This window comes from Reichenbachiella sp. 5M10 (assembly GCF_002742335.1).
Taxonomy (GTDB): Bacteria; Bacteroidota; Bacteroidia; order Cytophagales; family Cyclobacteriaceae; genus Reichenbachiella.
This window is the reverse complement of record NZ_MDGR01000007.1, coordinates 2,957,420-2,969,807: the sequence shown is the minus strand read 5'-3', so window position 1 is coordinate 2,969,807 and position 12,388 is coordinate 2,957,420. Positions and strand designations below refer to the sequence as shown.

The window sequence follows — 12,388 nt, the reverse complement described above, 5'->3', positions numbered from 1 at the left end:
GAGCGAACCGCAGAGCGGTTCGCTTTTTTTGGTTAGGTCAAGTAATTACTTTTTGGCAAAGGACATCCTTTCGTGTTCGGAGAGCTGTACGTAGTTGTCTATGCCCCAGAAACTGTCCGAAAATGTCGAAGCTTCGTGAAAGAAGATGGCATTGTTGGACAATTCATTTTTTAGTTTTGGCTTGCCTTCTGCATCTTCAAAATCCGTCACGACCATGAGTGCATTAAACGCAAAGCTTCTCTCCTTGCTTTTCCATTCGCCAGTATAGGAGACACGATGGATGAACCAAGTACCGTCTACTTGAGTGTACTCTTCTGTCCATTTGACATTCGTCCAAAAATTCTGCTGATCAATGACAGGATAGTATTCCGCTTTTATGACTGCTTTGCTTTCAGAGTCAATGTAGAGGACACCTTTTGAAGTTCCTTTTTTCGTTTTGGGTTCGTAGTAGATTTTGAAGACCTCACGTCCGTCATAGATCGTCAAGTCTTCCTTGGAGAATATGTAGTTCTTTCTTTGGTTGGGGTCCAGAAAGCTCCCCTTGCGGCGAGTGGCTCCATTGACCATGTCGCTGACGTGCCCAGTGATCATCGGTATCTCTATGGTGTCTAGTGCAATAAATTCTCTTTTTCTTGTTTTGCGAGCGCTTACGGCAGTTTTGTCTCCACTGTAGATTGTCGGGAGATAGATGTCAAAAATCCCCTCGGCTAGGTAATAGATGTCGTCATTGGAAGTGACCGTTTCCTTGTAGTAGGAAAGTAGAAGCTGGTCTCCATATTCGTAGTTGATCTGGCGGTGACCGTCTAGGTCACTCATGATTTGTTCGGCGGAGTAAACCATGATGTCGTCCAGTACCACGCTCGTGGATACGAGTTCGATGTAGAGATTGGTATCCATCTCATCGAGCGTGATGTGTCGAGATTCGTATCCAATGTATCGTATGTGGAGTTTTTGTTCTTCCAGTAGCGGGTCTATCGTCAGTACAAAGCTGCCGTCCATATTGGTTGAAGTCCCCTCCGATCCATAGATGATGTTGGCGTAGGGGAGTGGCTCGTTGGTCTGCGCATCGGTGACCATACCGCGTATGGTGACAGGGGCGCTTGAGCCCAATCTTGGGCACATCAGAAAAATCAGGAGGATTGAAGTAGCGAATACTGATCTTTTCATTTCTAGAGTTTTGGCTAAGTAGTGGTTACGAGACAATACGTAGCAAGTAGATCAGCTGATTGAAGATCAATATTAAGAAGGAACCAGTGGAAATGAAATAACGGGAGGGTGATTTTATCGATAGAATAGGGGGTATTCATCGAAAAGAGAAGACGGGTGATTCAATAGTTAAACTGAATATTGAAATGTTTCTATTTTGTTGTTCTCGGGATTACTTGGGGAGTGTGATTTTGACTGTGGTTCCTAGACCGATTTGGCTTTCGATATCAATGCTTCCTTTGAGAGCATTGATGTGGTTGTACGCCATGTATAGCCCGACTCCTCGTCCTTTCATGTGCGGGTCGAATTTTTCATATAGTTTGAATAGACGTTCTTTGTTGAGTGAGAGGTCTATTCCTTTGCCGTTGTCTTCTACGATGAGGTTGTTGCTACGAGAGGTACTATGAAAAGTGATGCTGATCTCAGGGGCTCTGTCTGGATGATTGAATTTGATTGAGTTGTCAATGATCTGGTAGAGAATGTTGTTGATGAAGCCAGGGATGGATTGGATTTCATCCTTGATGTCAATGTTGGTGATGATGGTGGCTTTATGCTGTGCTATTTCTTCTCGGAGGTCTTTTTTGACATCTGAGAGTGTATGCCGCAGGTTTACCTTTTCGTAATGCGCGTGCTTTTTGTCTCGGATAGATACGGTTTTGTTCAAGTCTTTGATGATCATGTCGAGGTTTTTGGTGGAGAGGACCATGAGGTCTACGATTTCTTGGTTGTCAGCACTCAGAGTAGTCCTGTCTATGATTTGAGTCAAGCCTTCTAGGTTGACCAGAGGGCACCGGAGGTTGTGTGAGATGATGTGAGCGAATCGTTCCAGATCTTCGTTTTGTCTTTGAAGTGTCGTGATGAGTTCGTTTTTCTCTTCGTCTAGGGCACTTTTCTCGGTGACATCTTGAATGACGCCATGTAGTTCATCACCTTCTATTTGTGCATTTTCTGTACCGATGAATATGCTGCCGTCCTTGCGTCGAAATTTGATTTTGTAATCGATAAGCATCCCTTCCTTTTCTAGGTGGGACACGAGTGCCGTGCGGTCGTCGGTGCTTTGGTAGAAGTTTTGCGTCTGATGACGCATCATTTCCTCGATGCAATCATAGCCAAACATTTCGACCATGCGTTGGTTGACAAACAAGATGTCTCCTTTTTTGTTGGAGCGGTAGATGCCTACAGGTAGTGTCTCAGTGAGGAGTTTGTAGTTGCTCTTGGTTTTGAATAGGTAGCTGGTGGTTTGGGTTTCGTTGGAGATGTCTTGTATCGTACCGAGGACTTTGACGGGAAGCCCTTCTTCATTCTTGATGACTTCTCGTTTTTCAGAGATGTGTTTGATATAGTGGCTTTTGGTAGTGATGCGGTATTGGATTCTTCGGGGGTATTTGCCCGCTAGTGTATCCCGAATGGTTTTGTCATATTCTTCGGCATCTTCTTCGTGGATGATGGTTCGGATGATTTCTATATTGGGAGTGACTTTCCCAGGTAGATCCAAAATGTTGAAAATTTCGTCTGACCAGTGGATTTCATTGGTGAGGAGGTCCCATTCCCATGTTCCGAGTTTCGCTTCTTTTTGCGCATGCTTGAGAAGCAATTTTAAGTTTTCGTAATCCGTATGATTGTGGCCATTGATAGATTTATCAATAGAAGCTCGATGAAGAATACTTTTTTTAGATCTCTGAAAGATAATTGCCATTCCCCCACTCAATAGCCCAAAGCTAATCAGGGAACCGACGATTCCATACCAATCCATAAATGCCGCGAATCTGAGTTTGGTTTAAGTCTTGGTGGCTTACCAGATAGTTTGGCTTTACATTTTTCTCATTTCAAATCTATAGGAAATCTACCTAGCAAACAACTATTCAAGAATCTCTAATTTGTGAGCTTTTGTAGTTCTTTATTCTCAGTTATTGTTACTTCGCGTCAAAACCAAATCGTATGCCTGTATTTTCCCTAAAACATTGGGGCTTTCTCATTGCCCTTCTTGGAGTTGTATTGTTTTCTGCCAAGGCTGTTGTCGTCAAGTTGGCGTATGCTTTTGGCATAGATACTGTGACTTTGTTGCTTTTTCGGATGATGTTTTCTCTACCCATTTACCTGGTGATTGCGGCTTTGAATTTTTCTGCGTTGAAAGAAAAGTTGACGCCAAGGATATTTGGAGCAGTGTTGTTGTTTGGGTTTCTCGGGTATTACCTGGCTAGCTATTTTGATTTTCTCGGGTTACAATATATCAAGGCTAGTTTAGAGCGGATCATTTTGTTCATTTACCCCACGATTGTCTTGTTTCTGTCTTGGTTGTTTCTGAAAAAGAAGATTGCCAAGAACCAAGTGATTGCAGTCATGATATCCTATGCGGGTATCGTGGTGATGTATTTTCAGGAGCCGGGATTTTCTGAATTGTCCAACGTGGTGGGGGTACTTTTGATTGTCATGAGTGCGTTGACCTACGCGTCGTACTTGGTGGGGAGCGATTGGTTGATTCCAAAGTTAGGGCCTGTGCTGTTTACTTCGCTGGCCATGATTGTTTCTTGTGTCTGTGTGGTCGTTCATTATTGCTTCGTTGGGGATTTTGACTTGATGAATTACCCGATGGAGGTGTATGGACTGAGTTTGGGTATGGCGGTATTTTCAACGGTTGTTCCTTCCTACCTTATATCTTACGCGATCAAGCTACTCGGAGCATCAGATTTCTCGATCGTAGCGAGTTTTGGGCCTGTGTCTACGATCGTATTGGCTTGGATTTTTTTGGGCGAGCGGTTGACGGTTTTTCAGATGATCGGAGCGGTAGTGGTGATCATCGGCGTGTATTTTGTGACACGAAAAAAGTAAAAGCATTATTCTCATAAGTGACGGAGATATCTGTTTTTTAACATAAAATAGGATTGTATCTTTAGGCTCATATTAACTAATCTGTTGAATCGAATGAATTATTCCAAAATTTGTCTCGTGGTGCTGGCCATGACTTTCACTTCTAACCTTTACGCACAATTTGTTATAGATGCTCAAATCAGACCTCGGTCCGAATTGCGAAACGGATTCAAAGAACTCAATGCTCCTGATGAGGGGCCTGCTTTCTATACAGAGCAAAGAACACGACTGTCTGTAGGGCTCACTCAAGAAAAATACAAGATCAAAGTGACAGCACAGGATGTACGTATGTGGGGGTCAACCAATCAACCCTACAAAACCGACGAGAACAATACGTTACATTTTTCAGAGGCTTGGGGGCAATATTTCTTTACAGATAAACTATCCTTCAAAGCAGGTCGACAGATTATTCGTTATCACAACGAACGTTTCTTTGGTAGCTCGAACTGGCAGCCACAGGGTAGGAGTCACGATGCTTTGTTGTTGATCTATGAGAATCAAGCGACGGGGTGGAAAATCGATGTGGGAGCGGCTTTTAATCAAAATGCCTATGAGCCTACGCTGGTACAAGGGACTTTTTATGACGGTGTGGTAAACTACAAGCACATGGAGTATGTATGGTTGACCAAAAAGTTGGATAAGCTAGTTGTCAATGCCATGGCATTGAACAACGGGTACCAAAATGTGATCGATTCCAGTGGTGTCGCTCAGCAGAGTTTTGCCTTGTTGTTGGACTACAAAGTAAACGACCGATTGAAACTAGAAGGGGAATCCTATTTGCAAACAGGAAAGAACCGTGTGGGAGAAAACAATTCCGCACATATGTTGGCTGCACATGTGATCTATGCTACGGATTTGACGCCTATCAACGTGGGGGTGGACTATATGTCAGGGACAAGTTATGGATCGTCTAACGACCATTCATTCAATCCGTTGTTTGGATCTAACCACAAGTTTTATGGATACATGGATTATTTCTATGTGGGCAACCCTCATCGTATGCAGGGCTCTGTCAATAGTACGGGATTGTTGGATTTTCGTATCATGACAGAGTGGAAGACAGGGGCAAGTTCTTCACTCAAAGCCAATATTCACCAGTTTTTGAGCCCTGTAGATATCGTGGATGTCAATGACGTGTCACAATCCTACTCGAGCAATCTTGGTACAGAGATCGATTTAGTGATGACTTGGAAACTGGACCCTGCAGTGACTGTCAATTTAGGCTATTCTCAGATGTTTGCTACAGAGTCGATGGAGCAGATCAAAGGTGTCGTGACGGGGTATACCGGTGAAGCTTCGGCACTCAACAACTGGGCTTGGGTTATGGTAGATTTTCGTCCACAGCTTTTTAATTCTTCGAAGAAGGATTAACTTAATGGTACCATGAACCTCCTAAACAAGATAATACCACCTGACCAGTGGATCGTACCCGTTACACTCTTGTGTGGGCTGATGGCTGGTTTAGGGTTTTATGTGTTGAGAGTGTCCAACGCGGTATCCTACCTCTCTGACGATCCCAAGGCATGCATCAATTGTCACGTGATGACTCCTGAGTACATCACGTGGGATCATAGTTCGCACCAGCGTGTCACCGTCTGCAATGATTGTCATGTACCGCACAACAATGTGGTGAACAAGTACTATTTCAAAGCAATGGATGGATTGTACCATGCCTCGATCTATACGATGCGAATGGAGCCTCAGGCGATCACCATGCGAGAACCCAGTCAGCATGTAGTGCAAAACAATTGCATCAGGTGCCATATCGATCAAGTCACCGATGCAAAAATGGCATCTTGGGTGGACAATCATGAAGAAAATAGAACCAGCAGAGCCTGCTGGGAATGTCACAGAGAGACTCCTCATGGCAGAGTGAAAAGCTTGGCGGCCATTGGTCAGTTCATTGAACCGTTGTCCGTTCGTCAGCAGCAGAAGGAGTTTGTCCCAGACTGGATCAAAAAACAATTGAAGTCTTCTAAATAACCAAATGTCCCGACCATGGCCTCTATCAAAAAAAGACATGTATTTTTATTTTTTGCGACTGCAGTAGCAGCCTTTTTACTGAGCCTGTTAGCCAATAGCATCATCAGTAGAAAAACCGAATCCAAGTTCGCCTACCAACCCATGGTAGAGATAGCGGACAATGAACCCCGCAATCAAGTGTGGGGAGAGAACTTTCCGAGACAGTATCAGTCCTTCTTGGAAACCAAAGACACGACCTTTCAGAGTTACCAAGGCGGAAGCAAGCCTGTTGATATGCTCGAAAAGGATCCGAGATTGGTGATCTTGTGGGCAGGCTATGCTTTCTCCAAGGAGTACAATGCACCACGAGGGCACTACTATGCAGTAGATGATATTCGTGACATCCTCAGAACGGGCGCTCCTACGGGGCCTGGTACAGGGCCTATGCCGAGTACTTGCTGGACCTGCAAGAGCCCAGACGTCCCTCGTCTGATGAATGAGATCGGAATAGACGAGTTCTATAGTGGTAAGTGGGCTGATAAGGGGGCGGAAGTCGTCAATGCTATAGGGTGTGCCGACTGTCACAACCCTGAGACCATGAGTCTTCGTATCACACGCCCAGCGCTGATCGAGGCGTTCGAGGCGATGGGCAAGGATATCAACGCATCGAGTCATCAAGAGATGCGCTCTCTGGTGTGTGCGCAGTGTCATGTTGAGTACTATTTCAACAAGAACCTTCCGGGCAAAGAAGGCGTGCCTTATTTGGTGTTCCCATGGAGAGACGGTACTTCTGTGGAGGCGATGGAGGCCTACTATGATGAGATCAATTTCAGTGACTGGACGCATGCGGTGAGCAAAGCGCCAATGCTCAAGGCTCAACATCCAGGGTATGAAATATACAGCACGGGCATACATGCTAAGCGCGGGGTGTCCTGTGCGGATTGTCACATGCCATATACCTCAGAAGGTGGACAGAAGTACACAGACCACCATATCCAGTCTCCACTCAACAACGTAACCAACTCCTGTCAGGTCTGTCATCGTCAAGACAAAGAGGATTTGGTAGCAGATGTCTATACAAGACAGAAAATGGTTGCCGAAAATATGGAGAAGTTGGAGAAAATTTTAGTTCGTTTGCACTTGGAAGCGGGCAAGGCATGGGAGTTGGGCGCGACCGAAGCGGATATGGTGGACATCCTGCAGGATATTCGACATGCGCAGTGGAGATGGGACTATTCGGTAGCGTCTCATGGGGCTTCTTTTCACTCTCCCGTGGAGGTGAGTAGAGTGGTCAGTTCGGCGATGGATGTGGCAGGCCAAGGTCGGATCAAGCTGGCCAGATTGCTGGCGAGTTTGGGGTACAACGAAGAGTTGCCTTACCCAGACATCACGACCAAAGACAAGGCGCAACAATTGATGGGAATCGATCGTGTAGCTTTGGAGAAAGAGAAGGAAGAGTTTAAGAAGAATATCATACCTAAGTGGCTCGAAGAGGCTAAGAAACGTGAAGAAGGCATGGGGGTGAAGAAGGCCGTCTCCATGAAGTAAGGAGATACAAATCATATGAAGTCAGGAATTTTTAAAGTATTGTTTTCTAATCAGTTGACAACAGTACTTCTTTTGCTTTTTGCCATAGCGATGGCTTACGGTACATTTTTGGAAAACGATTTTGGTACGCAAGCCGTCCAAACGATGATCTACAAAGCCTGGTGGTTTGAGGTGATCATGTTTTTGTTGGTGCTCAATTTTATGGGAAACATCTTTCGGTACAAGCTCCTACGCAAAGAGAAGTTTCCCATCTTTTTGTTTCATGTCGCATTCATCGTCACGCTCATTGGAGCATTTGTGACACGCTACTATGGTTTCGAGGGGCTCATGAGTATCCGTGAGGGGCAGGCTGCTTCGGAGATCGTTTCGCAGGAGCGCTACCTTCAGGTCGAGGTGACCAAGGGAGACTACAAAGAGACCTACGAGCAGCAACTCAATTTATCCTTTTTCAGTCAACCTGACTTTGACTTGTCTTTTGGACAAAATGGAGAGGTGACGGTCGAGGCTGCCGCTTTTGTGCCGCAGGCCGAACAAAAAGTAATTGAATCCAAAACAGGAGGTGCCGTACTCACAGTAGTGACTGCTGGCACCACCGGTAGAGAAAATTTGTACTTGCAGTCGGGCGGGTCGATCCTGGTCAATAACTACCCCGTCACATTCAACAATCCCGTACCAGGAGCAGTCAATATCTATGAAGTGGATGGCGAATTGAAGATTCAGTCTCCCGTAGAGCTATCGTTTATGATCATGGCTACCCAGTCAGGGGGTAGGTTGCCTGCAGATACGCTACAAGACCTGAAATTGCGCGCGCTGTATCAAGGGGAAGGAGTAGCCTTCGTAGTGCCAGAGATTTTTGAGCACAGCGCAGTGGTCTATCGTCAGTCTGAGGATCAGCAAAAGGCCAAGACGCTGGATGATCTGCTGTTTGTCAAGCTGTCAGATGGTGAGATACAGCACGAGGTGCTTTTGCCTGCTTTTGACGGCAACTACAGCGACAAACAACACGTGCAATTGGGGGCGTATCATGTCGACATCACCTACGGACCCAAGCCCATACAGCTACCCTTTGAGATTGCATTGAATGATTTTGAGTTGATACGCTACCCTGGATCAGTGAGCCCATCGTCCTATTCGAGTCGTGTCACGGTCATAGATGGAGAGGAGCAGTTTCCGTATCACATCTACATGAACAATGTATTGGACTACCGTGGGTATCGATTCTTTCAGGCATCCTACGATACCGACGAGTTGGGCACGGTGCTCTCGGTCAACAGCGATTGGTGGGGGACGAACATTACCTATCTCGGTTACACTTTGCTGGGGATCGGGATGTTCTTGACACTGTTTTGGAAGAACTCTAGGTTTCAAACCATCAATAAGAAATTGTCAGCACTCAATGCCAAGAAGGTCGCTTCTACAGTCGTACTGGTGCTAGGACTATGGAGTGGCGTATCTGCCCAGGAGACGGGGCAACAAGACCAACAAGCCTTTCTCAACAATATAAAATCCAGTTATATCCCCGCGGACAAAGCCAATGAATTTGGGGAGTTGCTCGTGCAGGATCTGGATGGACGGATCAAACCAGTCAATACCTTGTCATCCGAATTCTTGAGAAAGGTGCATGGACGTTCGTCTTTTGCTTTGACGCCTGATATGAAGCTCAACAGCGATCAGCAGTTTTTGATGATGCAAATCAATCCCATGGTGTGGCAGGCTGTGCCCATCATCAAGATCGATCCGAAGAAAGGAGCGGCCATCCTCGAAACGATAGGCAAAGAGGAAACCAAATATTTGGCTTTCACTGACCTGTTGGATCAGCGGGGCAATTACCTGCTATTGGATTTGGTGGAAGAGGCCAACCGCAAGAAACCCGCAGAGCGATCCAATCTGGACAAGGAGCTGATCCATGTAGACGAGCGGTTCAATGTTTTCTTTCAAGGGTTGACTGGATACTATTTAAAATTGTTTCCGCTAGAAGGCGATCCAGAGAATACTTGGTTTCATGACAAATACGAGGGAGAGGCGTTCAAAGGAGAAGATTCTGTATTTGTGAAGCGCATCATGCCGATGTACTACCAGAGTGTACTCAAGGCCAGTAGAGACAAAGATTGGACGCAAGCCGACGAGACGCTAAGTTACATCCGCACCTTCCAAAATGTCAAAGGTGCAGCCGTGATCCCTAGTAGCAACATCCAGCGGGCAGAATTGCTGTACAACAAACTCAGGTTGTTCAACCACCTGTTCTCTTTCTTCTGGTTGACAGGCATCGCACTATTGGCCGTTGCGATCTTTTCGGTTTTTTACCCGAACAATTTGTTGGTCGACAAGAGCAAGATCGGCTTGACCGCAGTGGTTTTTGTGGGCTTTTTGGCCTTGACCTTCAACCTGATCTTGCGGTGGTATGCAGCACAGTATCCTCCTTGGAGCAACGGCTATGAGATGATCATATTGGTGTCTTGGGCGCTGATGTTGTTTGGCTTCTCGTTTTACCGCAAGTCTGATTTTGTGGTACCGCTAGCGGCTCTGTTTGCTGGGACGCTGCTGTTTGTGGCCTTCTTGGATTGGCTCAATCCTGAGATCACCAACCTTGTGCCTGTACTCAAATCCTACTGGCTCAAAATCCACGTGGCGATCATCGTGAGTAGCTATGCGCCGTTGGCACTGTCGGCATTGCTGGGGATACTCACTTTGGTGTTTATGATTGTCGAGAAGAAGGGCAATGAGCGCTTGTTCAACAGCATGAAAGAACTAAGCTACATCAGCGAAATGTCCATGACCATCGGACTGTTCATGCTCACCATAGGAACCTTCCTCGGTGGGGTATGGGCCAATGAATCCTGGGGGAGATACTGGGGCTGGGATCCAAAAGAAACCTGGGCACTGATCTCGGTGATCGTGTATGCGACGATACTCCACCTGCGTCTCGTGCCGAAGCTCAACGACCTCTATGTCTATAGCTTGGCCAGTGTAGTAGGGTTTTTTAGCATCATCATGACTTCCTTTGGGGTCAACTACTACCTTGCAGGCTTGCATTCCTACGCCAAAGGTGATCCCGTACCGATCCCACAGTTCGTGTACTGGATCGTGGCTGGCGTAGTGATATTGGCGATCCTCTCCAAGTGGAACTATAAGAAGCTGCACGGGCAGAAGAGCTAATCGCTACTGACCGTGCAGGGTTCGCATTGATTGGGGATTTGAAATGCCCATCGTCTCTATAGATGTCTATCCTAGTACACTACCAATATCCTCAATCTCCCTCGTTACAGATGGGGATCTAAGGGAGAATACTAAGTATTTCTACCTTTTCGTCATCGTGGCATAGCACTTTTACACGTTTTCCAATCAGGTTTGGGATCTTGAAATACCCAAATCCTCCCTCTCCTAGATATTTTGGTTTAGAAAAATGTTGGCCACCAAGTGTAAACTCTGTTTCTATACAGTACTCTCCGTCTACTCTTTTCAATAGAGGGTTAAAAAAGGTTGTTTTTTCGTTCATTTGACAAAATCACAGCAAATCAATGCCATTTTTTGACCTATATATTTCGCTGGAAACATATAGAGTGAGGAGATGCCCCCAATCGTCCTTGTCTGTGATGAGGACGCACTTGTATCGATACATGGCAGAGCAACTACCGTAACCCTCGCTGCGAGCGAGCACTACGGTACCCAGCCTTCACCTTGTTTACTGCTGGCATCCACTATGATCCGAAATACAGAAGGGCGTCCATCCGTTGCTCCTATCCAGTAGTAGTGCGCTATTCAATAGTAAGGTCTCGGAAATTCTAAAGTGTTTGTCGCCTTCCATTCTGTTTGCAGTCCGATCTGATGCTTTGGATGCACCAGCAGATTTTACTACTTTGCTACAGTGAATTCAAGTGCGTCACCTCGCCAAGTTAGGTTGACAGTCACATCAGCATGCCACTAGATGCAATAAAAATATCGCCAATTCTCGACAAGGTAACTTCAAGCCGAAGTGAAAGGGACTGTTATACGCTGTGTTGGATTCACAAAGGTGTTCAGCATATTGAAATTAACAAGACAAAGTACAGCAACGTGTCCAATTCGGTATTCTTCCTCACCCCGGATTTTGATTGGAGCATACATAAAAGAGAAACGGCGGCTTCCTCAGGCTACTTACTGTACTTGCCAAAAAGCACACTGGACTACCCTACGTTCAAGAATCTACACATTACACAAGTCCGAATTTTCAAATCTACGGACGAGATCCCTAAAATAAATCTTTCGCCAGGAATCGAAATACGCGTAAAGTCGATTTTGGAGATGCTGGATGAACTAATCAGTACCAATCTGGCGCATAAAGATGAGGCTATCCTATCGCTATTGAACACCTTTTTTGTGTACTGTGACGGAAAGTGCAATATCAGGACGTTTATTTCTGACAACAACCAAAAAGCAGCCCTGGTTTACAAATTCAAGCAAAGGATTGATAAATACTATTCGGAGCATCACGAGGTGAGTGGGTATGCTCAGCAACTGCACGTTTCGGACAAGTACCTGAACGAATGCGTAAAGGATGTATTGGGGACAAATGCCAAAAGCCTGATTGACGAAAAGCTGGTGATGACGGCCCGTTACGAATTGAAATTTACGGACAAGCCTATCAAACAAGTGTCTTATGATCTTGGGTTTTCCTCGCCCGATTATTTCAGTTATTATCTAAAAAAGCACTCCAAATTATCACCTTCACAGATTAGAAAAAGCTGATTTTGCTGAAATTCTAAGGTTTTGCCGATTTTATCACAACTTTCAAAGTACCCTTCTCCTTTATCTTAGTTTCCACAAG

The 12,388-nt window shown here is 45.6% G+C and carries 9 protein-coding genes; 7 read left to right on the top strand and 2 right to left on the bottom strand.

What is annotated here, in order from left to right:
• Positions 1-45: 45 nt before the first annotated feature.
• Both BFP72_RS11870 and BFP72_RS11865 read right to left on the bottom strand, forming a co-directional pair.
• The gene (locus BFP72_RS11870; RefSeq protein WP_099599346.1) at positions 46-1,167 is read right to left on the bottom strand and encodes a carboxypeptidase-like regulatory domain-containing protein; all 1,122 of its coding nucleotides are present in this window, start codon (positions 1,165-1,167) and stop codon (positions 46-48) included.
• Positions 1,168-1,378: 211 nt separating this feature from the next.
• On the bottom strand, positions 1,379-2,959 hold the full coding sequence (locus BFP72_RS11865; protein ID WP_099599345.1) for a PAS domain-containing protein: 1,581 nt from the start codon (positions 2,957-2,959) through the stop codon (positions 1,379-1,381).
• A gap of 185 nt (positions 2,960-3,144) precedes the next feature.
• Here BFP72_RS11865 and BFP72_RS11860 point away from each other — a divergent pair, with 185 nt between their 5' ends.
• The 7 genes from BFP72_RS11860 to BFP72_RS11830 all read left to right on the top strand — a co-directional run bounded on the left by BFP72_RS11860 (position 3,145) and on the right by BFP72_RS11830 (position 12,309).
• A complete protein-coding gene (locus BFP72_RS11860; RefSeq protein ID WP_099599344.1) occupies positions 3,145-4,035 on the top strand; it encodes a DMT family transporter in 891 nt (296 codons plus the stop codon).
• Positions 4,036-4,128: 93 nt separating this feature from the next.
• Positions 4,129-5,445: an alginate export family protein gene (locus BFP72_RS11855; protein WP_099599343.1), complete on the top strand. Its 1,317-nt coding sequence runs from the start codon at positions 4,129-4,131 to the stop codon at positions 5,443-5,445.
• A gap of 12 nt (positions 5,446-5,457) precedes the next feature.
• Positions 5,458-6,057, top strand: a complete 600-nt coding sequence (gene nrfH, locus BFP72_RS11850) for a cytochrome c nitrite reductase small subunit (RefSeq protein WP_099599342.1) — start codon at positions 5,458-5,460, stop codon at positions 6,055-6,057.
• A 15-nt stretch (positions 6,058-6,072) separates the two neighbouring features.
• Positions 6,073-7,584 carry an ammonia-forming cytochrome c nitrite reductase gene (gene nrfA, locus BFP72_RS11845; protein ID WP_099599341.1) on the top strand — a complete coding sequence of 504 codons (1,512 nt, stop codon included), beginning with the start codon at positions 6,073-6,075 and terminating at the stop codon, positions 7,582-7,584.
• Between the two features lie 15 nt (positions 7,585-7,599).
• Positions 7,600-10,740 carry a cytochrome c biogenesis protein CcsA gene (ccsA, locus tag BFP72_RS11840; protein WP_099599340.1) on the top strand — a complete coding sequence of 1,047 codons (3,141 nt, stop codon included), beginning with the start codon at positions 7,600-7,602 and terminating at the stop codon, positions 10,738-10,740.
• A gap of 412 nt (positions 10,741-11,152) precedes the next feature.
• Positions 11,153-11,332: a hypothetical protein gene (locus BFP72_RS19010; RefSeq protein ID WP_143520052.1), complete on the top strand. Its 180-nt coding sequence runs from the start codon at positions 11,153-11,155 to the stop codon at positions 11,330-11,332.
• 305 nt (positions 11,333-11,637) lie between these two features.
• Positions 11,638-12,309, top strand: coding sequence for a helix-turn-helix domain-containing protein (locus BFP72_RS11830; RefSeq protein ID WP_255397200.1), 672 nt, complete (start codon positions 11,638-11,640; stop codon positions 12,307-12,309).
• Positions 12,310-12,388 lie beyond the last annotated feature (79 nt).

Excerpts from the sequence above, each read along its gene's own strand:
- BFP72_RS11870 (WP_099599346.1), bottom strand. The coding sequence starts at position 1,167 with ATGAAAAGATCAGTATTCGCTACTTCAATCCTCCTGATTTTTCTGATG.
- BFP72_RS11865 (WP_099599345.1), bottom strand. The coding sequence starts at position 2,959 with ATGGATTGGTATGGAATCGTCGGTTCCCTGATTAGCTTTGGGCTATTG.
- BFP72_RS11860 (WP_099599344.1), top strand. The coding sequence starts at position 3,145 with ATGCCTGTATTTTCCCTAAAACATTGGGGCTTTCTCATTGCCCTTCTT.
- BFP72_RS11855 (WP_099599343.1), top strand. The coding sequence starts at position 4,129 with ATGAATTATTCCAAAATTTGTCTCGTGGTGCTGGCCATGACTTTCACT.
- nrfH (WP_099599342.1), top strand. The coding sequence starts at position 5,458 with ATGAACCTCCTAAACAAGATAATACCACCTGACCAGTGGATCGTACCC.
- nrfA (WP_099599341.1), top strand. The coding sequence starts at position 6,073 with ATGGCCTCTATCAAAAAAAGACATGTATTTTTATTTTTTGCGACTGCA.
- ccsA (WP_099599340.1), top strand. The coding sequence starts at position 7,600 with ATGAAGTCAGGAATTTTTAAAGTATTGTTTTCTAATCAGTTGACAACA.
- BFP72_RS19010 (WP_143520052.1), top strand. The coding sequence starts at position 11,153 with ATGCCCCCAATCGTCCTTGTCTGTGATGAGGACGCACTTGTATCGATA.